Annotated in this window: 22 protein-coding genes; 11 read left to right on the forward strand and 11 right to left on the reverse strand. The window is 71.5% G+C overall.

Annotated elements, in window-relative coordinates; all coding sequences use genetic code 11:
- Positions 1-40 precede the first annotated feature (40 nt).
- Positions 41-247, forward strand: coding sequence for a PsiF family protein (locus tag LHA35_RS21705; RefSeq protein ID WP_226611960.1), 207 nt, complete (start codon positions 41-43; stop codon positions 245-247).
- A 155-nt stretch (positions 248-402) separates the two neighbouring features.
- Here the strand turns inward: LHA35_RS21705 and LHA35_RS21710 are convergent, their stop codons facing one another.
- From LHA35_RS21710 to def, 4 genes are all read right to left on the reverse strand, one after another.
- The gene (locus LHA35_RS21710; RefSeq protein ID WP_274708152.1) at positions 403-2,034 is read right to left on the reverse strand and encodes a histidine kinase famiy protein; all 1,632 of its coding nucleotides are present in this window, start codon (positions 2,032-2,034) and stop codon (positions 403-405) included.
- A 104-nt stretch (positions 2,035-2,138) separates the two neighbouring features.
- The gene (locus LHA35_RS21715) at positions 2,139-4,088 is read right to left on the reverse strand and encodes an AsmA family protein (RefSeq protein WP_226611962.1); all 1,950 of its coding nucleotides are present in this window, start codon (positions 4,086-4,088) and stop codon (positions 2,139-2,141) included.
- A gap of 61 nt (positions 4,089-4,149) precedes the next feature.
- Positions 4,150-4,752, reverse strand: a complete 603-nt coding sequence (locus tag LHA35_RS21720) for a COQ9 family protein (protein WP_226611964.1) — start codon at positions 4,750-4,752, stop codon at positions 4,150-4,152.
- Positions 4,749-5,252 (reverse strand): peptide deformylase, encoded by a 504-nt coding sequence (def, locus tag LHA35_RS21725; protein WP_226611966.1) that lies wholly within the window; start codon positions 5,250-5,252, stop codon positions 4,749-4,751. Before def ends, LHA35_RS21720 begins: the two co-directional genes overlap by 4 nt.
- A gap of 217 nt (positions 5,253-5,469) precedes the next feature.
- Between def and rpsU the strand changes: the two genes are divergently transcribed.
- From rpsU to LHA35_RS21750, 5 genes are all read left to right on the forward strand, one after another.
- Positions 5,470-5,673, forward strand: a complete 204-nt coding sequence (gene rpsU, locus LHA35_RS21730) for a 30S ribosomal protein S21 (protein WP_007006360.1) — start codon at positions 5,470-5,472, stop codon at positions 5,671-5,673.
- Between the two features lie 219 nt (positions 5,674-5,892).
- The gene (locus tag LHA35_RS21735) at positions 5,893-6,504 is read left to right on the forward strand and encodes a glutathione S-transferase family protein (RefSeq protein WP_226611968.1); all 612 of its coding nucleotides are present in this window, start codon (positions 5,893-5,895) and stop codon (positions 6,502-6,504) included.
- Positions 6,505-6,724: 220 nt separating this feature from the next.
- The gene (locus tag LHA35_RS21740) at positions 6,725-7,591 is read left to right on the forward strand and encodes an MBL fold metallo-hydrolase (RefSeq protein ID WP_226611970.1); all 867 of its coding nucleotides are present in this window, start codon (positions 6,725-6,727) and stop codon (positions 7,589-7,591) included.
- Positions 7,592-7,612: 21 nt separating this feature from the next.
- Positions 7,613-8,161: a carboxymuconolactone decarboxylase family protein gene (locus LHA35_RS21745; RefSeq protein WP_226611971.1), complete on the forward strand. Its 549-nt coding sequence runs from the start codon at positions 7,613-7,615 to the stop codon at positions 8,159-8,161.
- Between the two features lie 31 nt (positions 8,162-8,192).
- Positions 8,193-9,386 carry a pyridoxal-phosphate-dependent aminotransferase family protein gene (locus LHA35_RS21750; RefSeq protein ID WP_226611974.1) on the forward strand — a complete coding sequence of 398 codons (1,194 nt, stop codon included), beginning with the start codon at positions 8,193-8,195 and terminating at the stop codon, positions 9,384-9,386.
- A gap of 153 nt (positions 9,387-9,539) precedes the next feature.
- Here LHA35_RS21750 and LHA35_RS21755 read toward each other — a convergent pair whose 3' ends face one another.
- The 5 genes from LHA35_RS21755 to LHA35_RS21775 all read right to left on the reverse strand — a co-directional run bounded on the left by LHA35_RS21755 (position 9,540) and on the right by LHA35_RS21775 (position 15,434).
- A complete protein-coding gene (locus LHA35_RS21755) occupies positions 9,540-9,818 on the reverse strand; it encodes a hypothetical protein (protein WP_226611975.1) in 279 nt (92 codons plus the stop codon).
- 367 nt (positions 9,819-10,185) lie between these two features.
- Positions 10,186-11,154 carry a Bug family tripartite tricarboxylate transporter substrate binding protein gene (locus LHA35_RS21760; protein WP_226611977.1) on the reverse strand — a complete coding sequence of 323 codons (969 nt, stop codon included), beginning with the start codon at positions 11,152-11,154 and terminating at the stop codon, positions 10,186-10,188.
- Positions 11,155-11,232: 78 nt separating this feature from the next.
- A complete protein-coding gene (locus LHA35_RS21765) occupies positions 11,233-12,213 on the reverse strand; it encodes a Bug family tripartite tricarboxylate transporter substrate binding protein (protein ID WP_226611979.1) in 981 nt (326 codons plus the stop codon).
- Between the two features lie 207 nt (positions 12,214-12,420).
- Positions 12,421-13,896 (reverse strand): DEAD/DEAH box helicase, encoded by a 1,476-nt coding sequence (locus tag LHA35_RS21770; protein ID WP_226611981.1) that lies wholly within the window; start codon positions 13,894-13,896, stop codon positions 12,421-12,423.
- A gap of 440 nt (positions 13,897-14,336) precedes the next feature.
- Positions 14,337-15,434 (reverse strand): LLM class flavin-dependent oxidoreductase, encoded by a 1,098-nt coding sequence (locus tag LHA35_RS21775; protein ID WP_226611983.1) that lies wholly within the window; start codon positions 15,432-15,434, stop codon positions 14,337-14,339.
- Positions 15,435-15,711: 277 nt separating this feature from the next.
- Between LHA35_RS21775 and LHA35_RS21780 the strand changes: the two genes are divergently transcribed.
- Positions 15,712-16,575 carry an isocitrate lyase/PEP mutase family protein gene (locus LHA35_RS21780; RefSeq protein ID WP_226611985.1) on the forward strand — a complete coding sequence of 288 codons (864 nt, stop codon included), beginning with the start codon at positions 15,712-15,714 and terminating at the stop codon, positions 16,573-16,575.
- Positions 16,576-16,582: 7 nt separating this feature from the next.
- Positions 16,583-17,947, forward strand: coding sequence for an MmgE/PrpD family protein (locus tag LHA35_RS21785; RefSeq protein WP_226611986.1), 1,365 nt, complete (start codon positions 16,583-16,585; stop codon positions 17,945-17,947).
- A 52-nt stretch (positions 17,948-17,999) separates the two neighbouring features.
- Here LHA35_RS21785 and LHA35_RS21790 read toward each other — a convergent pair whose 3' ends face one another.
- Both LHA35_RS21790 and LHA35_RS21795 read right to left on the reverse strand, forming a co-directional pair.
- On the reverse strand, positions 18,000-19,055 hold the full coding sequence (locus tag LHA35_RS21790) for an SDR family oxidoreductase (protein ID WP_226611988.1): 1,056 nt from the start codon (positions 19,053-19,055) through the stop codon (positions 18,000-18,002).
- Positions 19,052-19,798: a cyclase family protein gene (locus tag LHA35_RS21795; RefSeq protein WP_226611990.1), complete on the reverse strand. Its 747-nt coding sequence runs from the start codon at positions 19,796-19,798 to the stop codon at positions 19,052-19,054. Before LHA35_RS21795 ends, LHA35_RS21790 begins: the two co-directional genes overlap by 4 nt.
- 186 nt (positions 19,799-19,984) lie before the next feature.
- Between LHA35_RS21795 and LHA35_RS21800 the strand changes: the two genes are divergently transcribed.
- The 3 genes from LHA35_RS21800 (at position 19,985) to nirB (ending at position 24,674) form a co-directional block, all read left to right on the forward strand.
- The gene (locus LHA35_RS21800; protein WP_226611992.1) at positions 19,985-20,530 is read left to right on the forward strand and encodes a DUF4142 domain-containing protein; all 546 of its coding nucleotides are present in this window, start codon (positions 19,985-19,987) and stop codon (positions 20,528-20,530) included.
- Between the two features lie 438 nt (positions 20,531-20,968).
- Positions 20,969-22,180, forward strand: a complete 1,212-nt coding sequence (locus tag LHA35_RS21805) for a nitrate/nitrite transporter (protein ID WP_226611994.1) — start codon at positions 20,969-20,971, stop codon at positions 22,178-22,180.
- Positions 22,181-22,199: 19 nt separating this feature from the next.
- On the forward strand, positions 22,200-24,674 hold the full coding sequence (gene nirB, locus LHA35_RS21810) for a nitrite reductase large subunit NirB (protein ID WP_408902393.1): 2,475 nt from the start codon (positions 22,200-22,202) through the stop codon (positions 24,672-24,674).
- Positions 24,675-24,679: the final 5 nt, after the last annotated feature.

Below are 24,679 nucleotides of genomic sequence, written 5' to 3' on the forward strand. Positions count from 1 at the left end.
TCGGAACTTATTCGTCCACGATCGACCAGGAGGTCCCGTCATGCGCCCCCTCGCCCTGTCCCTCGCCCTGCTGTCGCTCGCCGCCCTGCCCGCCGCCGCCGAGACGCGCCGGCAGCCGAGCCCCGCCCAGCAGGCGCAGCAGGAACGCATGCGCCAGTGCAGCGCGACGGCAAGGCAGCAGGGACTGCGGGCGGATCCACGCAAGGCCTTCATGAAGGAATGCCTGGCGAAGCGCGCGGCGGGATGACACCACCAGCGCCGATCATCGCCCCCCCCTGCGCCGCGGCCGCTCAGGGTATCCAACGGAGTTCCGCTTCGCTCGGTGCTCCCGGCCGCCAGTGCGGCGCTCCGGCCCCGGATGCGGTCACGCATCCGGGCCGCTGGCCACAAGGCCGCGCGCCCTCACCCCACGCCCGTCGGCCCGTCCAGCACCAGCCGCACCTTCCGACCCAGCTCCAGGCGGCGATAGGGCTTGTTGATCACCTCGAATTCCGAGCCGCCGGCATCCACCCGCTCGATCGAGGCCTCGGCATAGCCGGTGGTCAGCAGCACCTTCAGCCTGGGCCGGCGACGGCGCGCCTCGCGCGCCAGCACCACCCCGTTCATCCCACCGGGCATGATGAGGTCGGAGAGCAGGAGCTGCACCGGCTCCCCGCCCTCCAGCACCGCCAGGGCCTCCCGCCCATTGCCGGCGCGCAGCACGCGATAGCCGAAGCCTTCCAGGAAGGCCTGGGTGACGTCGCCCACATCGATGCGGTCGTCCACCACCAGCACGGTCTCGGAGCCCTGGCGGTCCATGGCACGGGCCGCCGGCTCCGCCGCCGGCCGCGTCTCCGCCTCGGCGGCCGGGAAATACAGCCGCACCGTGGTGCCGACCCCTTCCTCGGAATAGATCCGCACCGCGCCGCCCGACTGCTTGGTGAAGCCATAGACCATGGAGAGGCCGAGGCCGGTCCCCTTGCCTTCCTCCTTGGTCGTGAAGAAGGGTTCCAGGACCCGGGCCTTCACCTCCGCCGGCATGCCGCAGCCGGTATCGGTGATGCCGATAGTGGCATACCGCCCGGGCGGCAGGCCGGCGAAATTCGCCACATCCTCCGGCCCCACCGTCACATTCGCCGTCTCGACGGTGACGCGCCGCACCGGCTGGCCGGCCAGCGCGTCGCGCGCATTGATCAGCACGTTCAGCAGCGCGACCTCGCACTGGCTGGGATCGACGCGGCAGTTCCAGAGATCCTCGGCCAGGGCCAGGTGCAGCTCGACCGCATCGCCCAGGGTGCGCCTGGCGATGTCGTGCATGCCGCGCATCGCCTGGTTCAGGTTCAGCACCCGCCCGTGCAGCCGCTGCTTGCGCGCGAAGGCCAGCAATTGCTGCGTCAGCATTGAGGCCCGCTCCGCCGCCGCCTGGGCATTGGCGAGGCCGCGCTTCAGCCGGGCGATATCGAGCGGCGTGCGGTCCAGCCCCTGCAGCATCAGCTCGTGATAGCCCAGCACCACCTGCAGCAGGTTGTTGAAGTCATGCGCGATGCCGCCGGTGAGCTGGCCCAGGGCCTCCATCTTCTGCGCCTGGCGCAGCGCGTCCTCGGCATCCCGCCGGCGGGAGACGTCGAGCTGCGAGCCGAAGAAGTAGAGCAGCCGCCCATCCTTGTCGTGCACCGGGGAGATGTAGAGCGCGTTCCAGAAGGAGGAGCCGTCCTTGCGGTAGTTCAGGATCTCGGTCGCCAGCTCGGTCCGGGTCACGACCGCCTCGCGGATCGCATCCACCGTATCCCGGTCGGTCTGCGGCCCCTGCAGGAAACGGCAATTGCTGCCGACGATCTCGTCCCAGCCATAGCCGGTCATCGCCAGGAAGGCCGGGTTGGCGAAGATGATCGGGTTGTCCGGCCGGTGCGGGTCGGTGACGATCATCGGCATCCGCGTCGTCTCGACCGCGGCGAAGAAGACCTCGCTGTGGCGGTTGCCGGGATCGAAGGGCAGGCCGTCCTGCAGGGCCGGCATGGTGCCGCCGACTGACTTCTCGGTAGGTATAGGGCTCATCGCATCTCATCGCAGGGGCGGATCGGGACTAAAGACGAAATGACGTTAGGCGGACCCTGCCCTCTGGTTGCATGCCTCGACAGACAACTTGCCGCGACATGCGGTCAACGCAGCCGCTCCGCCTCCTGTCCCCGGCCGGCTTCGGTCAGGCGTTCGCACTGGCTGTTCTCGCCGACGCCGAGCTGGATGGTCGGCAGCAGCGCGAGCGGCGCGAAGAGCACGCCGAGCCCGACCGCGGCGCCGGCCCGCGCCGCCAGCTCCCCCACCTCCGGCGCGATGGTGGGGTCCTTGAAGCTGCCGGTGATCGCAATGGTAGTGGGCAGGGAGCCGATGGTGAAGCGCTTGCTCTCCGTCCGCAGCCGCAGGTCCAGCACCTCCCGCCCCAGCCCGGCCACGCCGCTGCCGGTCACCACATGGCTGTCGGTGTCGAGCAACAGGGTGCGGATCCGCAGCGCGCCGCGGGTCAGGCCGAAATCGCCGATCAGGCACTCGATCTGCGCGCGTTCGGGGATGCCGAGGGCCGAGAGCAGCGCCTTGCCGAATTGCAGGCCGGAGAGATCGGCGAGCAGCGAGCTGATATTGCCGCCCACCGTCACCATGGTCAGCTCGCCATCGGCATTGCCGGCCATCTCGGAGACGGACCGGCCGGCCGTCTCGATCCGCCCGACGCCGCCGATGGTGCCGGCGCCCCCCGCCCCCGCCGCCTGCATGAGCCGGGAGATGTCCACGCGCCGCAGTTCGATATCGGCCTTGGCGCGGAGCATGCCGTTCTCCTGCGGCGTCAGGGTGGCATCGGCGGTGATCTCGCCGCGGCCGACCCGGAACTTGCCGGGATGCAGGCGGATGACGCCGTCCTCGATGTCGACGATCGCCTCCAGCCCGTCGAACGGCATGCCCTCGCCGCGGATCTGGTCGGCGTGGTAGCGGGCGTGGATGTCGGCCTTCTGCAGGCGCGGAATGCTGATCGGTGAGGTCGGCAGCAGGCGGGGGCTCGCCTGGCGCTCGGCGATGGCACGGCGCTGCTCCGGCGTCTGCCCGGGCGTGCCGGCCCGGCCCGGGGTACCGCCGATCACGCCGGCGAGGTCGGCCAGGTCGACCCGGCGGGAGCGCAGATCGGCGGTGAGGACGGTCCGGCCACCGAGGCTGATGGTGGTGGTGCCGGCGATGTCGCTGTTGCCGAGCCGCCCCTCTATATCGGTGAAGCGGAAGCGGCCTTCGGCATAGTCCAGCCTGCCGGTCGCCCGGAAGGGCGGCGTGGGCGGGATGGACACCCCGGTCAGCGGCCCGAGCCGCGCCGCGTCCGGCGATTGGATGTCGAGCCGCAGGTCGGCGCCGGCCAGCTTGATCGGGTCCCGCACCGTGCCCCGCAGGGCGATGCGGGTCGGGCCGTTCGCCAGGGTCAGCTTCACCGGCCAGGGCCGCTCGGCATCCCGCAGGTTCAGCACCGCCCCGCCGCGGAACCGGGCGGTGATCGGCTGCGCGGCATAGGTCCCGCGTGCCTCGGCCAGCAGCGCCGGCTCGCCTTCCGGCGGGTCCTCGGTATTCAGGGCGATGTTGAAATCGGCCTGCAGCCCGGCGATGGCCGCATGGACCTGGCCATCCCGGATGCGGAGCGCGCCGATCTGCGGTCCGCCCGCCTCCTCGCCGCCGCCGCCCGCCCCGCCGGTGTCGAAGGCGTAGTTGGTGCGGCCATCCTCACGCCCGATCAGCTCGACCCTTGGCTCCTCCAGCTCGATCGCCGGGATGACGATGTCGCCGCGCAGCAGTGGCTTCAGCGCGACATCGATCCGGGTCCGCGGCAGGAAGGCCAGCGGCGGGTCCTCGGGGAAGTCCTCGGGATTGCCGACCCGCAGCCCTTCCGCCGTGACGGTGATGGTCCGGCCGAGGCTGACATGCAGGTGCTGCAGCGTGACCGGCCGGCCGAGCCGGGCAGCGGCCTGCGATTCGATGATGGGGATCAGCCAGTCCCAGCGGAACAACGCCAGGAAGAGCACGAGCACCGCCAGCGGCAGCCCGAGCCCCAGCCCCCATCGCCACGCCCGCCTTGTAACCATCGACCTTCGCCCCGCCCCGTCGCGGCCAAAGCGCGGCAGGCGGGGCGGGGTTCGGCAGGGTTCAGGCGGCGGCCGAGCCGGGCCGCCGCAGCCGGCCCTTCAGCTTCTGGAACCGGCCGAGCTCGGCCAGGCGGCGGTCGAGGAACTCCATGGCGCCGAAGATCGAGGGATCCTCGTCCCGCAGCCACCAGGCGATGGTCGCGGTGTAGATGCCCGCCAGAGTCGCCCGCCGGGTGTACCAGGAGAAATCCGCCGAGGTATCGCCGGCGGCATGCCACATGGCATCCACCGCCTCGGCCGTGGCCCGCAGGCCGTGCGGCGCATTCCAGGGCAGCGCCAGCAGGCTGAGCGCCCGTCGCAGCGCCTTCTTGTGCGGCGCCATGGCGATCAGGCGGAGTTCCACCACCCGGCGGATGCGCTGGGGTACCCGCAGCGCCGTCACCCCCTCGGCCGCCGCCGCCGCTTCCATCTCCCGGTTCAGCAGGTCGATCCAGGCGCGCACGGCGCCGACGGGCCCGGCGGGGAAATGGCTTTCCGCCAGCGCCGGGTCCTCCCCGATCGCGCGCAGGCCGGCGCGGAGGGTGCCCCAGTTCCAGCCCTGCTCCCCGGCGATCGGCAGCATGGCGCGGATCGCCCGGTCGCGGATGTCGCTGCGCTCGGTCATCGCGTGGTCCCCCCGGCCGCGCGGGCCAGTTCCTCGGTGAAGCCGAACAGGGAGAGATCCTCCATGCGCATGGGATAGAGCACTCCGTCCAGATGGTCCGTCTCGTGCTGCATGACGCGGGCGGTCAGCCCCTCCGCCTCGCCCGAGACGGGATTGCCCTCGGCATCCAGGCCGCGGAAGCGGATCCGCTTCGGCCGGGTCACGCAGCCGCGCAGGCCGGGGATGGAGAGGCACCCCTCCCAGGCGCTCTCGGTCTCCTCGCCGAGCGGCTCCAGCTCCGGGTTCACCAGCACCGAGACGCCGGCGGTGCCCCGCCAGACGAAGAGACGGAGGGGCACATGCACCTGCGGCGCCGCCAGGCCGATGCCGGAGGCGTCCTGCATGGTCTCGGCCATGTCGGCGATCAGCCGCCGGATCTCGGGATGGGTCGGGTCGTCCACCGGCTCGGCCTCCCGCAGCAGGACGGGGTGGCCCATGCGGGCGATCTTCAGGATGGGCATGGGGATCTCCGGGCCGAGGCTCTTGCCGTTCCGGCACATAGGATCGGTTTGCGGCCGCGGCGAGGGCTTCCTGCCGCCCCCATAATCGTGCTAGACGCGCCGTCTCCGCATTTCGGTAGGGGGTACCGCGCGGGGTCCCGGCGATCGGGGCCAGCCGGAACCCCCTGCCTTCTGCGGCTGTTTGCTTTTGTCCCACAGCGATAGGAGGTTGGGCCGCGTGCAAGTCGTCGTCCGTGACAACAACATCGACCAGGCGCTGAAGGCGCTCAAGAAGAAGCTGCAGCGGGAGGGTGTGTTCCGTGAGATGAAGCTTCGCCGGCATTACGAGAAGCCGTCCGAGCGCCGCGCCCGCGAGGCCGCCGAGGCCGTCCGCCGCGCCCGCAAGGTCGAGCGCAAGCGCCTGGAGCGTGAGGGCTTCTGAGCCGACCCCGCCCGCCATCCCGGCGGGCGACGATGACCGAAGCAGCCGCGGCGCGGGGTGAACCCGCGGGCCGCGGCTTCGCTTTTTCCGGGGCCGGCCTTGCCGGCAGGTCCGGAGCGGGGGCTTCATCCCACGGTCGGCCCGGCGCAGGATGCGCCGGACGACAAGGGAGGTAGCGCCCATGGAACAGCATCACGGCAGGGGACGGGGCGCCGCGCCATGATGCGCCTGCACTGGTCCTCCCGCTCCCCCTTCGTTCGCAAGGTCATGGTCGTCGCGCATGAGGCGGGCCTGGCCGACCGGATCGAGCGCGTGCCGACCCTGGTGGCCCTGACCAGGCCCGATCTGGACCTGTTGCCGCTCAACCCCCTGGGGAAGATCCCGACCCTGGTGCTGGAGGACGGCAGCGCCCTCTACGACTCGGTGGTGATCTGCGAATACCTGGACGGGCTGGGCGGCACCCCCCGGCTCTTCCCCGCCCCCGGCCCGGCGCGGATCGAGGCGCTGCGGCGCCATGCGCTGGGCAACGGCTTCATGGATTTCCTGCTGCTCTGGCGGGGCGAGATGGCGCGGGAGCAGCCGGACCGCCGCATCCTGGACGGCTTCGCGCACAAGCATGCGGCGGTGCTGGCGGCGCTGGAGCGGGAGGCGCCGGCGCTCGCCGCCGGGCCCTTCGGCATCGGCCAGATCGCGATCGGCTGCGCCCTCTCCTATGTCGATTTCCGCTGGCCGCAGGCGGGCTGGCGGGCGGCGCATCCGGCGCTGGCCGAATGGCATGCCGGCTTCACCCGCCGCCCCTCCGTCCAGGCGACGGAGCATCTGGACGCCTGAGCGCGGAGGACGCCCGCCGTGCGGTGAGGCCGGTACGGGACCGCAGCCGGGCCGATCCGCTGCGCCTGGCCTGCCACCGCGGCCGGCGCTACGGCGGAATGCGCCCGAGACTGGATGCCAACCCGCCGCGGCTCTCCGTTTTTCGAGCAGATTGGCACCCCGGGTCGTTCACGCCCCCCTGCATTCTGCTCTAGGCTGGCCGCAAAAGGGGGAAGCAAGCATGCGGCCGCTCGCGATCGGCGACGTCACGATCACCAGCATCGTCGAGCGTGACGGCCCCTGGCGCCGCCCGGCCGACATGTTCCCGGCCTATGACCCCGAGGCCGGCGCGCGCCACCTCGCGGAGCTCGACCCGGTGGTCTTCGACCCCGCTTCGGGCCGCATGGTCATCACCTACCAGACCTTCGTGCTGCGCACGCCGCGGCACACCATCCTGGTCGATACCTGCACCGGCGAGGACAAGGGCTACCCGCCGCCGATGGATTTCCCGAAGGCCCCCTGGCTGAAGGGCTTCGCCGCGCAGGGGCTGCGCTTCGAGGACATCGACTACGTCTTCTGCACCCACCTGCATATCGACCATTGCGGCTGGAACACGCGGCTGGTGAACGGCCGCTGGGTACCGACCTTCCCGCGGGCCAGATACGTCTTCCACAAGCGCGAATACGAATTCTGGGAAGAGGCGACGCGGCGCGGCGCCAACCCACCCGGCAATGTCTGGCGCTATAATTGCGAACCCGTCGTCGCGGCCGGCCAGGCATTGCTGGTGGATGACGGCTTCCAGCTCGACGACACCATCTCCCTGACGCCGACGCCGGGCCATGCGCCCTGCCATTGCTGCATCAACATCCACTCCCGCGGCCAGCGCGCCGTCGTCACCGGCGACCTGATGCACCATGCGCTGCAGGTGCGGGAGCCGGGCTGGTCCACCATCTTCGACTGGGACCCGGCGATGGCGGCCGAGTCCCGCCGCCAATTCCTCGCCGATGTCGTGGACACGCCAACCGTGGTGCTGCCCATCCATTTCCCCGGCACGACCGCCGGCCGCATCACCGGCCGCGCCGCCGGCTTCGACTACAAATTCCTCTGAGCAAGACCACGGAGACGTCCCATGGCCCGCCTGCCCTATCTGGAGAAATCCGATCTCAAGCCCGAGGACCAGGACCTGCTGAAGCGCGAGATCACGCTGCACAAGGCGCTGGTGAACAGCCCGGGCGCGGCGCGCGCCTTCGGCGCGCTCGGCCAGTACATCCGCCATGGCGCGAAGCTCGACCCGCGCCTGCGCGAACTGGCGATCCTGCAGATCGGCTGGCTCGCCCGCTCCCCCTATGAATGGTCGCACCACGTCAAGATCGGCTACGATTTCGGCGTGACGGATGCCGATATCGAGGCGGTGAAGCAGGAGAGCCGCGGCGAGGTCTCGGCGCTCGAGCCGCTGGCGCGCCTGGTGCTGAAGGCGGCGCGGGAGGTCTATGCCGGCCCGGGAATCGGCTACGAGACCTTCGCCGCCCTGCGCGCGGCGCTGGACAACGAAAGCATCGTCGACCTGACCGTCACCGCGGGCTTCTACTGCGCCGTGGTGCGCGTGCTGGCCTCGCTGGAGGTGGATGTGGAGGAGAGCTACATGCCCTATCTCCGCAAGCATCCCTTCCCGGTCTAGCCTGCCGTCGTGACGGATCAAGGACCATGAGATGAGCGCCAGCCAGACGCCGCCGAAGCCCCGGGGCCGCCAGTTCTTCGCCAATCCCGGCCCGACCAACATTCCCGACAGCGTGCTGCTGGCGACCGCGCATCACACCGTGGACTTCAACGACCCGGCCTTCGCCGAGGTCTACTGGGCCTGCATCGCCGGCCTCAAGCGCGTGCTGAAGACCGGGCAGGAGGTGTTCCTCTATACCGGCTCCGGCCATGCGGCCTGGGAGGCGAGCCTGGTCAACCTGCTCTCGCCCGGCGACGTCATCCTCATCCTGGAGAGCGGCCATTTCTCCCAGTCCTGGGGCCGCATGGCGAAGGATCTCGGGCTCGAGGTGCGGACCGTCGCGGCGGACTGGCGGCGCGGCGTCGAGATCGCCGACCTGCAGGCGGCGCTGGCGGCGGACCGCGAGCACGCCATCAAGGCCGTCGGCGTGGTGCACAACGAGACCTCGACCGGCATGATGATCCCGCTGCCCGAGGTGCGCGCGGCACTGGACGCCACCGGCCACCCGGCCCTGCTGCTGGCCGACACCATCTCCTCCCTCGGCAGCCTCGACTTCCGCATGGATGAGTGGGGCGTGGATGCGGCGGTCGGCGGCAGCCAGAAGGGGCTGATGCTGCCCACCGGGCTCAGCTTCACCGGCGTCTCGCGCAAGGCGCTGAAGGCGCATGAGACCGCGCGCCTGCCGAAGCACTACTTCAACTGGGGCGCCATGATGCAGCGCCCGCTGAAGAGCTTCCTCGGCACCGTCCCGACCAGCTTCTTCTTCGGCCTGCAGGAATCCCTGCGGCTGATGGAGCAGGAGGAAGGTCTGGACAACGTCCTCGCCCGCCACACCCGCCTGGCGCGGGCGGTGCGCGCGGCGGTGCAGCACTGGTCCGGCAACAACGGCCCGCAGCTCTTCTGCACCAATCCCGCGCGCATGTCGGACAGCGTGACCGCGGTGCTGATGCCGGAGGGACATGACGCGGATGCGCTGCGGCGCGTGGCGATGCAGCGCTTCAACCTCTCGCTCGGCGGCGGGCTCGGGCCGCTGGGGGGCAGGCTGTTCCGCATCGGCCATCTCGGCGACCTGAACGAGCCGATGATCCTCGGCACGCTGGCGACGGTGGAACTGGCCATAAAGGTCGGCGGCGTGCCGCACCAGCCGGGCGGCGTGGACGCGGCCCTGGCCTCGCTGGCGGCGTAGAGCGGATCGCGAAAGGCCGCGATCGGCCAGGCAGGTGGGGCTGCCCGAGAAACAAGGAGCACCAGCGGACGGGCGTTCGGTCGTGAACGCCGTCCGCCGCGGGCCGGGCGCCCGGCGGAAGCGGCTCCGCGCAGGCCTGGCGAGGACGGCGCGTCAGCTCGAAATCGCGTCGTTCTCGGTCGCCTTCAGCCCCGGCGCGCCGCTGTCGCCGGCGACGGCGCCGGGGGAGTTCGCGGGGCCGCCGGGCGGGACACGGTCGCCATCGGCCGTCACCTGCCAGCCCTCCTCCCGCAGCGACGCCAGCAGCGTCTCATGCATGTCGGTGCCGTGCCGGGCGGCGACCATGCCGGCCTCGTCCAGCACCATCGTGCCGGCATCGTCGGTGCGCATCACGCGGCGGTCGCCCGCCTTCTCCAGAATCGTTTCCCGCATGGCGGCCGAACGCCGGCGGGGCGCCCGGGTTCGCCGGGCGGCGTTGGCGAAGCTCCGGCCCGGCCTGCACCGCCGGCAGGTCCGGCGGGACGGCGTATTCGTTCCGTTCTGATTGTGCCCATCCAGGTGCGGTCACGAAACGTCCTGGAAACATCCAGCCCTGGATGAAGGGCGGATGCCGCGGCCCGGCCCGGATCGCGGCAGGGCGTGACGCTGTTCTGACTGCGGATCGGCGTTGCGATGCGAAGCCAGGCCGCGATGGGCGGATGGCCTCCCCCGCCACTCTCCGCCGCTGGCCGGGCCACCGCCGGCCCGGCACAGGGCGACCCCTTGCCGGCCGGCGTTGGGGGGTGCGTCGGCGAAAGGCTCAGAAATCCGCCCTGATGCCGGCCTGCCGGATCAGCCTGGCCCATTTCGCCTGCTCCCGCGCCAGATAGGCGTCGCCCTCGGCCGGGCTGTTCATGACGATGTCGAAGCCGAGATCGGCGAAGCGCGGCTGCAGTTCCGGCGCGCGCGCGGCGGTGGCCAGCGCCTCATGCAGCCGGTTCACCGGCCCGTCCGGCGTCGCCTTCGGCGCGACCAGCATGGTGAAGGTGTAGATCTCGTACTCGGCCAGGCGCGGGTCGCTCTCCGCCATGGTCGGCAGGTCCGGGAAGCCGGACAGCCGCTGCTGCACCAGCGAGGCGAGCGGGCGGACGGTGCCGGCGCGGATATGCGGTGCGGCCCCCGGCAGATCGGCGAAGACCATCTGGACATTGCCCCCCAGCAGGTCCGCCATGGCCGGGCCGGTGCCGCGATAGGCGACATGCGTCATCTGCGCCCCCGTCAGCAGCGAATAGATGGCGCCGCCCAGATGCAGCGGCGTGCCGTTGCCGGCCGAGCCGTAGTTCAGCTTCCCCGGATTGTCCCGCACCCAGGCATGGAAGCCCGCGATGTCGCGCGGCGGCGCATCGGCGCGCACCACCAGGATATAGGGCACCGTCGCCAGCAGGCTGATGACGCGGAAGCCCGCCGCGCTGTCGAAGGGCGGCGGGTCCATGGTGAGCGGCGCCATCATGAAGCTGATGCTGCCCATCAGCACCGTATGCCCGTCCGGCCGCGCCTGCAGCACGCTGCGGGTGCCGATGGTGGAGCCGGCGCCGGCGCGGTTCTCCACCACCACGGGCTGGCCGAGCACCTCCGCCATCTTCGGGGCCACCAGCCGCCCCGCGATATCGGGCGAGCCGCCGGGCGCGAAGGGCACCACCATGGTGACCGGGCGGTCAGGGAACTGGCCCTGCGCGAGCGCAGGCGCGGCGAACAGGGCGGGGCTGGCGAGCAGGTGGCGGCGGCGCATGGCGGTTCCTCCTTGGGCGTCCTTGGGCCGCACCATGCCATGACCACGGCCGCGCACCAGCCGGCACGGGCCGGCACGCTACTCCACCCTCGCCCCGCTGGCCCGCGCCGCCGCGGCCCAGACCGGCGCATCGGCGCGGAGCTGCGCCGCGAATTCCGCCGGGCCCAGCGCGGTCGGCACTAGGCCGAGCTCCCGGATCTTCGCCCGCCCCTCCGGCGTCCGCAGCACGCCGAGCACCGCCTGGGCGAAGCGCTCCACAATGGCGGGCGGCGTGCCGGCGCGCATGACCAGGCCGTTGAAGCCCAGCAATTCCAGCCCGCCGCGATAGCCGAGCTCGACGAAGCTCGGCACCTCCGGCAGCGTGTCGACCCGCTGCGGCCCGGTCACCGCCAGCGGCAGCAGCCGGCCATCGCGGATCTGCGGCACGCTGACCGCCTCGTCATTGATGGAGAGGAAGGCATTGCCCGCCACCACATCCAGCACGGCAGGGGCGGAGCCGCGATAGGGCACGTGGCTCATCCGCACATCGGCCACCTTCTCCAGCATCGCGCCATAGAGATGGCTGGCCGAGCCGATGCCGAAGCTGGCATAGGTCAGTTCGCCCGGCCGGCGGCGCGCTTCCGCCAGCAGCTCCGCCAGGCTGCGGATGCCGCGGTCCGGCCGCAGCGTCAGCACCAGCGCGGCGGTGCCGAACTGCACCACCGGCGCCATGTCCCGGAAGGTGTCGTAGCCCGGATTGGCATGGACCACCGGGTTGATCAGCGTGGTGGAGGCATTGACGTAGAGCAGCGTGTAGCCGTCCGCCGGCGCCTGCAGCGCGGCCTGGGTGCCGATGATTCCCTGCGCGCCGGCGCGGTTCTCGATGACGATCGGCTGCGGCAGCACGGTGCGGAGCTGGTCCGCCAGCCAGCGGGAGACCAGGTCGGTCTGCCCGCCCGGCGGATAGGGCGCGATGATGCGGATGGGCCGGTCCGGCCAGGAGCCGGTCTGGGCTGCCCCCGTGCCGGCGGCGAGCGCGAGCGGCAGGCCGAGCGCGGCCCGGCGGGTGAGGATGGACATGGCGAAGCCTCCCGAGGCGTGTTGTTGCGCGGGAGGATGCCAGAGCCGGCGCGGCCGGCGCCAGCGGAACGCGCCGGCCCTGTCCGGGCCCGGCAGCGCTGTGCGGCAACCGTCGTGCCGGTATGGCCGGGGGCGCGAAGCCTGCGCCCCCGGCGCAGATCGCGCCGCCGGTCACGCCCCGGGTCCGTGGGCCCGGGGCGGGGCAGGCTACCGCCCGCGGGTCAGGAAGGCCGGGGCGTTGTCGCGGAAATCGCCGCTGCGGAAGGCATCGCGGTCCCGCCGGGTGCCGTCGCCGCCGCCGGCCGCGCTGCGGCGGCGCGTCGCCTCGCCACCCGCGGCATGCTGCGGCTTCGCGGCGGCCGGGGGGCGTCCGCCCTGGCCTTGACCCTGGCGCGGCGCGCCCTGGCCGTGACCCTGCGGCCGCGGCTGGCCCTGGCGCTGGCCGCCATGCCCGCCGGGCTGGCCACGCCCCCTGCCCTGCCCGCCGCCATTCCCTCGGCCTGCATTCGCCCCCTGGCGCTGCAGCAGGCCGGGCTTGGCGAGGGAGCCGGACTTGTCCTCCCGCTTGTCCTCGGCCGGGATCACCTGGCGGATCAGCTTCTCGATCGCCCAGAGCTTGTCCAGGTCCTCGGCCGAGACCAGCGCCACCGCCTCGCCCGAGGCGCCCGCGCGGGCGGTGCGGCCGATGCGGTGGACATAGGTCTCCGGCACTTCCGGCAGGTCGTACTGGACCACATGGGTCACGCCGTCCACGTCGATGCCGCGCGCCGCGATGTCGGTCGCGACCAGGATCGGCGCCGAGCCGTCCTTGAACTCGGCCAGCGCCCGCTCCCGCTGGCCCTGGCTCTTGTTGCCATGGATGGCGTTCGCGGCCAGCCCATCCTGCGCGAGCTGCTTTACCACCCGGTCGGCGCCGTGCTTGGTGCGGCTGAAGACCAGGGTGCGGCCGACGCCCTCGCCGCGCAGCAGCTCCGCCAGGATCCGGCGCTTGTTGCCCTGCTCCAGGTGGATGATGCGCTGCGCCACGCGCTCGGCCGTCGTCGCCACCGGCGCGACCTCGACGCGCGCGGGGTCGCGCAGCAGCTCATTCGCCAGGCGGCCGATCTCGGTCGGCATGGTGGCCGAGAAGAACAGCGTCTGCCGCTGGCTGGGCAGCGCCTTCACCAGGCGCCGGATGGCGGGCAGGAAGCCCTTGTCCAGCATCTGGTCGGCCTCATCCAGCACCAGCACCTCCACCCGGTCGAGCCGGGCGGTGCCGGCATCCAGGTGGTCCTGCAGCCGGCCGGGAGTGGCGACGAGGATATCGACGCCCTGCGAGAGGGCGCGGCGCTGCGGCCCATGCGGCACGCCGCCGAAGACGACGGCAACCGAAAGGCCGAGATGCCCGCCATAGACCCGGACATTCTCCGCGATCTGGGAGCAGAGCTCCCGCGTCGGGGAGAGCACCAGGGCGCGGCAGCCGCCGCGCGGCGGGCGGCCGCCCTTGGCGTTCAGGGTATGCAGGATGGGCAGCGAGAAGGCCGCGGTCTTGCCGGTGCCGGTCTGGGCGATGCCGAGCAGATCCTGGCCCGCCAGCACGGTGGGGATGGCCTGGGCCTGGATCGGGGTGGGGGTGGTGTAGCCGGCCTCCTCGAGCGCGCGCAGGAGGGGCGCGGCGAGGCCGAGATCGGTGAAGGTGGTCACGAGTGAGGATATTTCCGGTCGCGCGGCGCCAGGCGCGCCCGCTTGGGGGCGGCGCGCCGCGTGTTGCAGGTGGAGACCCCGCGTGGCTGGGCCGGTCCGGTGGGAAGCTGTCGCGTGCGCCGGCAGTTCGGCTTTTTCCGCGCGGCCCCGGAAGGGGCGGCTGCGCGGGCCGCTCACGCGGCCGGGCACCGCCGGGGCGTGGTGGCCCCGGCGCAGACGATATGCGCTTTCGCAGGTGCGAAAGCAAGGGTTGGGTTCAGAGCAAGGCAGTAGGCGGAAAAAATAGATTCTCCTCCGCTGCGATGCGGTGCAGCCCGCCAACCCACACCGGTCCGGTCCGGGTTCTGGGCTGGCGGGGGATTGGGAGGCAGGGGCACCCCCTCGCGCCTCGCGCGATGGGGACCCCGCAGCGCCCCCAACCTCCCCCTTCCTGCCAGCCTCTACTCCGCCGCCTGCGCCGCCCGCGCCGGCCCCCAGGATTTCAGCACCGGCAGCACCTCCTTCGCAAAAAGCTTCAGGCCGCGCTCCGCCACCGGCAGCGGCGTGCCGCCGAAGCGGAAGGAGACGTTCAGTTCGAAATCGCCGATCACCTTCCGCCGCTGCTCCAGCCCGCGCAGGATCTTGTCCGGCGTGCCCCAGCTTGCCGCCTGCATGAAGCCCTTCACCGCGCCCTCCAGCCCGCCGGCCTTCCGCGCCAGGTCGGCCTTCTGCTGGTAGGAATCATAGCCCTTCACGGTGGCGAAATGCTCGCCCAGGAACTCGTAGTGGTAGAAATTGCTCTCCACGAATTTGCCCTGGTACCGCAGCGCCTCCTCCTCGCACTGCGCCAGGTCCTCGCCGCAGATGACGAACTCGGTCATCATCAGGTGCGGCGGCTCGGTGCCGTGGTACTGCCGGTGCAGCTCCCGCCCGCGCTCGATGACGGGCAGGCGCATCTCCCAGGGGCGGTCGGCGAACATCACCATATGGGCGCCGAGCTTGGCGGCGGAGTTCACCGAATCCTCCGAGGACGCGACGGCATAGATCCTGCCGTCGAAGCTGCGCTGCGGCCGCGGGCGGATCTCGACCCGGGGCTGCTTGTAGAATTTCCCGTCGCCCTCGATGAAGCCGGTCTTCAGCGCATTGATGATCATCGGCGCCGCCTCGTCGAAGCGCTCCCGCGACTCATCCATGCTGAGGCGGAAGGCGGCGAATTCCCGCCGCGCCAGGCCGCGCCCCATGCCGAAGCGGAGCCTGCCCTTGCTCAGCAGGTCCAGCACCGCGGCATTCTCGGCCACGCGCAGCGGGTCGTGCCAGGGCAGGATGACGGCGGCGGTGCCCACATCGATATGCGGGTGCTTCGCCGCCAGCCAGGTCATCAGGTGGATGTTGTCGGGGACGAAGGAGTAGTCGTTGAAATGGTGCTCGGCCGACCAGAGGCAGGTGAAGCCGAGATCGGCGGCCAGGCTGGCGAGGTGCAGCTCCTCGTCCCAGACCTGCTGGTCCGGGCAGTTCTCCCAGCCATAACTGGCATAGATCATCATCATGCCGACATCCATGGCGCATCTCCCTTCGGTTCGTGATGGGGCTGCCATGGTCGAAGCCGGCCGCCCTTGCGCCGGCGGGCGGGCCGATGGCCGCGGGCCTCGCCGGCCGGGGCAGGCTAGAGCAGATCGCCGCAGGGCGGAAACGCCCGGAGGCGTGAATCCACTCCTTCAAACAATGTCCTGAGATACGGTCCCGGGCCCTGCGCTCCGGGCTGCAACACCGCCCCTGGCCGGAATCCGGAACTGCCCTATCCTGCGCGGCGGAAACGGACCGAGGAGAGCGGATGTGATGACACCCCCCGAGCGCCTGCGCGCCCTGCTGGCCGAGCCGGGCTTCGTCGTGATGCCGGCGGCCTGGGACGGGCTCAGCGCCAGGATCGCCGCGCAGGCCGGGTTCCGCACCGCCTTCCTCTCCGGCTCCTGCGTCGCCGCCAGCCGGCTGGGCGGCCCGGATCTCGACCTGCTCTCCTTCGCCGAGATGTTCGACAGCTTCCAGATGGTGCGCAACGCGGCACCGGAGACGCTGATCCTGGCCGATGGCGACCATGGCTACGGCAACGCGATGAACGTGCAGCGCACCGTCCGCGCCTATGGCCGCGCCGGCGCCGCCGCCATCCTGATCGAGGACAAGATCACGCCGCGGGAACTGACCGCCGCCGGCAAGCCCTGCCTGCCGCGGGAGGAGGCGCGGATGAAGATCCGCGCCGCGGTGGAGGCGGCGAAGGAGAGCGGCATCCTCGTCCTCGCCCGCACCGATTGCCGCCCGACCCAGGGAATCGACGAGGCCGTCGCGCGCATCGAGATGTATGTGGAGGAAGGGGCGGACATCCTCTTCCTCGACAGCCCGGCCGATGAGGGGGAGATCCGCCGCGCGATCGAGGCGGCGCGGGGCCGGCCCTCCTTCGTCGTGCTCTCGCCCGGCGGCGCGCGGGCGACGCCGAGCCAGGCCGAGGCGGCGGCGCTCGGCTTCAAGATCGGCACCTTCCCGACCGGCATGCTCTCCCCGGCCGCGGCAGGGATGCAGGCGGGCATCGCCGCGCTGCAGGCCGGCGAGTCGGAGGCCGGGAGCGCGCTGCCGCCGGCGGCGCTGCGCAGCCTGCTGGGCTATGACGATTACGATGCGGAGGCGAAGCGCTTCCGCCTGCCGGGCTGAGCCGGCGATGACCACCAAGGCCCTGGCCGAGTTCACCGCCGGCCTGCGCCATGAGGACCTGCCGGCGCCAGTCGTCGCGCAGGCCTGCCGGTTGGTCCTGGACGCGGTCGGCTGCGCCGTTGCCGCCTGGGCGGAGGATCCGGAGAAAGCGCGGATCGCGCGCGGGATCGCGGCGATGTACCCGGCCTCCCCCGGCGCCGGCGTGATCGGCGTGGCGGGCCTCGCCGCGCAGCCGGCCTTCGCGGCGCTGGCCAACGGCATCCTGGTGAATGCCGCCGACAATGACGACACGCACAAGCGCGCGCTGCTGCATGTCGGCTCCGTCGTGGTGCCCACGGCGCTGGCCCTGGCGCAGGCCGGGCGGCTCTCCGGCCGCGACCTGATCCTGGCGCTGGTCGCGGGCTATGAGGTGGCGGTGCGCGTCGGCATGGCGGTGATGCCCACGCATTACCGCTTCTGGCACAGCACCGCGACCAACGGCACTTTCGGCGCGGCGGCGACGGCGGCCAAGGCGCTCGGCCTGGATGCGGATGGGGTGCGGCGGACCCTCGGCCTCGCCGGCACCCAGGCGGCCGGGCTCAACACCTTCTTCGAATCCGGCGACATGACGAAGAGCCTGCATCCGGGGAAGGCGGCGCTCAACGGCGTGCTCTCGGCACAGCTCGCCCGGCTCGGCATGACCAGCCCGCCGGGGATCCTGGAACATCCGAAGGGCTATCTCGCGGCCTTCTCGCTGGAGCCCCGGGCCGAGGCGCTGGTGGCGGGCCTCGGGATGGAGTGGGAGATCCTGCAGAACGGGTTCAAGTATTTCCCCTCGATCCTCGCCAGCCACTCGCCCATCCAGGCGACCCTGGCGATCGTGAACAGGCACCCGATCGACCCGCGGCGGATCGCGCGCATCACCAACGAGACCTACCGAACGGTGACGACGCATTTCTCCGCGAAGGAGGTCGGCTCGGCCATGGCCGCGCGCGTCTCCGTCCCCTATTGCATCGCGGTCGCGGCGGTGGACCGGGCGCTGGGCCAGGCGCAATTCGCGCCGGCGCGGATCGCCGACCCGCTGGTGCGCCAGGTGCTGGACCGGACCGAGGTGATTGCCGACGAGGCGCTGGACCGGCTCTACCCCGCCAATTTCCCGGCGCGCGTCACCATCACCCTCGACAGCGGGGAGAGCTTCACCGAGACGGTGCTGCTGCCGAAGGGCGATCCGGGCGCTCCCCTCTCGGATGCCGAGCTGGAGGAGAAATTCCGCGGCAATTGTGCGGGCGTGCTGCCGGACGCGCAGGCGGCGCGGCTGCGCGATGCCATCCTGAACCTGCCGGAGGCGGAGACGGTCGAGGCGCTCTCGGCCCTGCTGGCGCCGGGGGCGTAGGGGCCAAGGCCCCGCCCCCGCCGGCGCGGCGGAGAGTCGGGATGCGGCATCGCTATCGCGGCGGCAGCACCCGCGCCGCGCGATAGCCCTCGATCTGCGCCGCGAACATCTCCCAGCTGTCCACGAAGCCGGTGAAGCCGGCCTTGCGCGCCGCCGTCATGGAGGCGAGCACGTCGTACTCCATCCCGAGGAAGAAATCGGCGAAGTCCCAGCTCGCCACCTGCTCGATCGGCAGGAGGAGACCATGGCGCCGGCGGATCGCCTCCCAGACCGGGCCCTTATCCGCCATCCACCGCGGCATGGGCATCGGCCGCGGCACGCCGCAGGGCAGGCCGAACCGGTCGGCGAGAAAGGGCCAGAGGTCGCACCAGCGGAAGCAATCGCCATTGGTGATGTTGAAGGCGCGGTTGGCGGCGCGCGGCTCGGTCAGCATCCACAGCACGCCCTGGGCGAGCAGCCCGGCATCCGTCACCTCGTGCAGCCGCTCCCAGGCGCCCGGCTTGCCCGGGAAGTCGAAGGGCACGCCGAGTTCCCGGCAGATCGCGGCATAGGCGCCAAGGGTCGAGACCATGTTGCGGGCACGGCCGGGCGCGACATCCAGCACGAAATTCGGCCGGCTCGCGCTCCAGGACCAGGCCTTCCCCTCCTGCCGCGCCGCGACCAGGTCCTGCTGGTCGTAGTAGAAATTGGGCGGCAGATGGCGCGGGTCGTCCTCCCGCGCGGGCGTCCGGAAGGGCCCGATATGCAGCCCGTACCACTTGCCGCCATGGATCATGTGGATGTGCGCGAAGCGCGGCAGGCTCGCCTCCGCCGCGTCCAGCAGGTTGCGCAGCATGCCGAGATTGGCGGGCACGTCCTCGACGCCCCCCTCGCCGAAGGGGGCGCGGGAGGCATAGACGATATGCGTGACGTCCGGCCGCGTCGCCAGGGCGCGGCGCAGCCCGTCCGGATCCGTCAGATCCGCCGGCACCCAGTCGCCCGCGCCCTCCGGCACGCGGCGGGAGAGGCCGACAAGGTTGAAGGCGCGGGAGGTCCGCGCCTGCTCGGTCACGCGGGTGGCGGCGGCGCCGCTGGCGCCGACGACCAGCAGGGTGGGTGTGTTGCTCATGCGGGATCCTGGATGGCGCGCGCCATGATGCGGGCCGGCGCGCCATCGCTGCCGGCGATCGCCAGCGCGCCGACCATGACCTCCACCCGCCGGCCCGCCAGCGGCCGGGCGCCGCGCAGATGTTCGACGATCAGCACGCCCTCGCTCAGCAGCCTGCGATGCACCGGCCAGTCGAAGCCGCTGGCCGGGCGGCGATGCACCGGCAGGTCCGGCGTCGGGAAGTCGCAGGCCAGCAGCTTCACCCGCCGCGCCACCAGCCACTCCGCCGCGGCGAGGCTCAGGCAGGGATGGTGGTCATAGGCCGGGGTGCCGGCGAGCGCGGCGGAGCCGGTATCGAGCGCCAGGATGTCGCCCGGCCGCAGCTGCGGCCGCGCCGCCTCCAGATGCGCCGGCTCGATCAGGCTGTCCGGCGGCAGGTCGAGGCGCCAGACCACGCCGGGGCCGTTGAGCCGCGCCGGCGGGATCGCCTCGCAGGTCGGGCCGTCGCTGAAGAAGTGGAAGGGCGCGTCGAGATGCGTGCCGGTATGCACCACCATCCCGAATTCGGTGACGTTGATCGGATCGGCCGGCTGGCACATCAGCCGGCGGATCGTCGGCGGCGGGAACATCGGCACCCGTGGCATGCTCTCCGCCACCGGATGGGAGAGGTCGATCCAGGGGCCGTCCGGCATGACCGGCGCCGCTTCCGGCAGATCGATCCAACCGCGCCAGCCGGTGCCGCGCGGGGGTGCCGGCTCACACATCGCGACAGGTCCCGCGCCGTTGCGTCATCTCGTTCCTCCCGTTGCGGCGATGCTGGCAGCCGGATTGCCGCGGCGTCAACCGGGCGCCGGGCTGCGCCAGGGCTGAACGGTTTTCGCCTGCGAACGTTGTCGCCATGGGGCAGTGCTGCCGCTGCCCCGGGACGCCTGCAGCAACGGAGGAGACGGATGGCGCGGACATACTGGGGCGCGGGACTGGCCCTGCTTGTGCTGGCGGGCTGCGCGGAGACGCAGCGGGCGGCCGATACCACCGTCGCCGCGGCGAAGGCGCAGGTGAACCCGACGCTCTCGACCAGCGACGCGGCCTTCATGACCACCGCGACGCGCGGCGGCCTGGCGGAGGTGGAGATGGCGCGCCTGGCCGAGCGCAATTCGCGGTCGCCGGCGGTGAAGCGCTTCGCCCAGACCATGATGCGGGACCATGGCAGGGCCAACCAGGAGATGCTGGCGCTGGCGCAGCAGAAGCAGATCACACCGCCGAGCACGATGGGCGCGGAGCATCAGGCGACCTATGACAGCCTGGCCCAGCTCCGCGGGGCGGCCTTCGACCGCGCCTATGCGCGGGCCATGGTGCAGGACCATGAGGAAGACCTGCGGGCCTTCCAGACCGAGGCCCAGGAAGGGACCGACCCGGATGTGAGGGCCTTCGCCGCCCGCCATGTGCCGGTCCTGCAGGAGCATCTGCGCATGGCACGGCAGTTGCCGCAGCGCTGAGCCTGACCCGGCGCTGAGGCGCCCTCCGGCAGGCCCGGCAAGGCCCGCCCGGACCGGGGCGGCCCCCCTGGGCGCAGCCGGTGCCGGCCGGCCTGCGGTGCCCGAGTGCGTGGCGTGGCGCCCGGCTGCCGGCAGGCACCCGGCCAGTTCTGCCCATACCCTGCGCCATTTGGCTTATTTATGCGCAGTTAATGCCCAATATATGATCATTAGGCGATAAGGCCTGATATTCGATTAAAACAAGGGCATTGATCACCGCCTGGGCATGCTGCTACCCAATAGCCGGCCGCGCTGATCGAGCCCCGACGCAGATGCCGGCCCGGAGGCACCCCAAAGGCGGGGGGCCGCTGCCATGGGCGGCCAGGGCGCCGTCCCGTTCATGACCTGCGGGCCAAAGGCGACCCGCGCGCGGACAGCTGGTCCGCGGAGCTCCCCATCGTGAACAAGGGCTTCCTGAAGGCGGGGCATCTTCCCACCCTGATCGCCGCTTTCCTCTATTTCGATGTCAGCTTCATGGTCTGGGTGCTGCTCGGCCCGCTCGCCGTGCAGATCGCCGCCGACCTCCGGCTCTCCGCCGCGGAGAAGGGCCTTATGGTGGCCGTGCCGGTGCTGGCCGGCGCGCTGCTGCGCCTGGTCAACGGCGTGCTGGTGGACAGCATCGGGCCGAAACGCACCGGCACCATCGGCCAGGGCATCGTCATCGCCGGCCTCGCCGCCGCCTGGTGGTTCGGCATCTCCAGCTTCGCGCAGGTGCTGCTGGTCGGGGTCGTGCTCGGCATGGCCGGTGCCGCCTTCGCGGTCGCGCTCCCCCTCGCCTCCCGCTGGTATCCGCCGGAACACCAGGGCACCGCCCTCGGCATCGCCGGCGCCGGCAACTCGGGCACGGTCTTCGCCGCGCTGCTCGCCCCCGGCCTCGCCCTCGCCTTCGGCTGGAACAACGTCCTCGGCCTCGCCGCCATCCCGCTGGCCATCGTCCTCGCCGTCTATCTGGTGATGGCGAAGGATGCGCCGGACCGCCCGGCGGCGAAGTCGCTGGCGCAGTACGCCGCCGTGCTGCGCAACGCCGATGCCTGGTGGTTCATGTTCTTCTACAGCGTGACCTTCGGCGGCTTCGTCGGGCTCGCGGCCTCGCTCACCATCTATTTCAACGACGTCTACGGGCTGAGCCCGGTGGTCGCCGGCTATTTCACCGCCGCCTGCGTCTTCGCCGGCTCCCTGGTCCGCCCGGTCGGCGGCGCGGTCGCGGACCGGGTCGGCGGCGTGCGGTCGCTGACCGCGATGTATGCGGTCGCGGCCCTCGCCCTCGGCATCATCTCCCTCGGCCTGCCCTCCGCCTGGCTCGCGCTGGCGGTCTTCGTCCTCGCCATGCTCGCGCTCGGCATGGGCAATGGCGCGGTCTTCCAGCTCGTGCCGCAGCGCTTCCGCGGCGAGATCGGGGTGATGACCGGCCTGGTCGGCATGACCGGCGGCATCGGCGGCTTCTGGCTCGCCTCCTCGCTCGGCCTCTCCAGGCAGGTCACCGGCAGCTACCAGGCCGGCTTCCTGGTCTTCGCCACCCTCGCCGCCATCGCCCTGGTGGGCCTCACCGGCGTGAAGCGCCGCTGGCGCAGCACCTGGGGCGCCGCCGCCGTCACCTCCGCCCGCATCTGACGCAGAAGGACACTCGCCCATGAACATGATGTCCCCCCGGCGCCAGCGCCTGGTCGTCATCGGCAACGGCATGGCCGGCATGCGGACGGTGGAGGAACTGCTCAAGCGCGCCCCGCAGCGCTACGAGATCACCGTCTTCGGCGCCGAGCCGCATCCGAACTACGACCGCATCGCCCTCTCCTCGGTGCTGGCCGGCGAGAAGACGCTGGAGCAGATCGTCATCAACAGCCGCGACTGGTATGCGGCGAACGGCATCCGCCTGATCACCGGCGACCCCGTGGTGGCGGTGGACCGGCCGGGGCGGACGGTCACCTCCGCCTCCGGCATCACGGCCGGCTATGACAGGCTGCTGATCGCCACGGGATCGAAGCCGCTGGCGCCGCCCATCCCCGGCCTCGGGCTTCCCGGGACCTGCGCCTTCCGCGACATCCATGATGTCGAGCTGATGCTGGAAGCGGCGCGGACCCACCGGCGTGCCGTGGTCATCGGCGGCGGGCTGCTGGGGCTGGAGGCGGCCTGGGGCCTGAAGCGCCGCGGCATGTCCGTCGCCCTCGTCCACCTGATGCCGACGCTGATGGAGCGGCAGCTCGATACCCATGCCGGCACGCTGCTGCAGCGCGACCTGGACAAGCGCGGCATCGCCTTCTTCACCAATGGCCAGACCGAGGAGATCACCGGCACGGACCGCGCCACCGGTGTGCGGCTGGCGGATGGCCGGGAGATCGAGGCCGACCTGGTCGTCGTCGCCATCGGCATCCGGCCGAATATCGACCTCGCCCGCGCCATGAACCTGGAAGTGAATCGCGGCATCGTCGTCGATGACGGCCTGCGGACGACCGAGGACCCGAACATCTTCGCCGTCGGCGAGTGCATCGAGCATCGCGGCCAGATCTTCGGCCTGGTGGCACCGATCTGGGAACAGGCGAAGGTCTGCGCCGCCCAGCTCGCCGGAGAGGAGGAGGCGGCCTATGTCACCCCCGCCCTCTCCACCCGCCTCAAGATCACCGGCATCGATGTCTTCTCCGCGGGCAGCCTGAACGCGGCGGACGAGGCGGATGAGGAGATCACCTTCGCCGATGCGGCCCGCGGCGTGTACCGCAAGCTGGTGCTGCGCGAGCAGAAGATCGTCGGCGCGGTGATGTATGGCGACGTTGCCGATGGCGGCTGGTATTTCCAGATGCTGCGGGAGGGGGCGGATGTCTCCGCCATGCGGGACACGATCATCCTCGGCCGCGCCGTCGCCACCGCGGCGCTCGGCTCGGCGGCGCCGGACCCGCACGCGGCCGTCGCCGCCCTGCCCGACAGCGCCGAGATCTGCGGCTGCAACGGCGTCTGCAAGGGCGCGATCGGCAAGGCCATCGCCGAGAAGGGCCTGACCACGCTGGACGCCGTCCGCGCCCACACCAAGGCCAGCGCCTCCTGCGGCTCCTGCACCCCGCAGGTGGAGAGCCTGCTGGCCCTGGCGCTGGGCGACGGCTTCCGGAAGGCCGCCGGCGAGAAGCCGATGTGCAGATGCACCACGCATGGCCACGACGTTGTCCGCAAGGCGATCCTTGAGGAGAGGATCAAGTCCATCCCGGAAGCGATGGCGCGCCTCGGCTGGACGAACCCGGAGGGCTGCGCCTCCTGCCGCCCCGCGCTCAACTACTACCTGCTCTGCGCCTGGCCCGGCGAATATGTGGACGACGCGCAGAGCCGCTTCGTCAATGAGCGCATGCACGCCAACATCCAGAAGGACGGCACCTATTCCGTTGTCCCGCGCATGTGGGGCGGCCTGACCAGCGCGAAGGAACTCCGCGCCATCGCCGATGTGGCGGAGAAGTACCAGGTGCGGGAGGTGAAGGTCACCGGCGGCCAGCGCATCGACCTGTTCGGGATCCGGCGGGAGGACCTGCCGGCCGTCTGGCGGGACCTGAACGCCGCCGGCATGGTCTCCGGCCACGCCTATGCCAAGGGGCTGCGCACGGTGAAGACCTGCGTCGGCTCCACCTGGTGCCGATTCGGCACGCAGGACAGCACGACCATGGGCGTGAAGCTGGAGAAGATGACCTGGGGCTCCTGGCACCCGCACAAGGTCAAGCTCGCCGTCTCCGGCTGCCCGCGCAATTGCGCCGAGGCGACCATCAAGGATTTCGGCGTGGTCGCGGTGGACAGCGGCTGGGAACTGAGCGTGGGCGGCAATGGCGGCATCCATGTCCGCGCCACCGACAGGCTCTGCAAGGTGGAGACGGAGGCGGAGGTGCTGGAATATTGCGGCGCCTTCCTCCAGCTCTACCGGGAGGAGGCGCGCTACCTTGAGCGCACCGCCCCCTGGGTGAAGCGCGTCGGCATCGACTACGTGAAGAAGCGGATCGTCGGGGACGCGGAGGGCCGAAAGGCGCTGCACGCGAAGTTCCTCTATTCCCAGCAATTCGCGCAGGTCGACCCCTGGGCCGAGCGCGCCGCGGGCGGCGCCCCGGCCGAGCCCTTCAAGACCCTGGTCCCGGCGGAGTGACCGAC

Source organism: Roseicella aerolata, assembly GCF_020523605.1.
GTDB lineage: Bacteria > Pseudomonadota > Alphaproteobacteria > Acetobacterales > Acetobacteraceae > Paracraurococcus > Paracraurococcus aerolatus.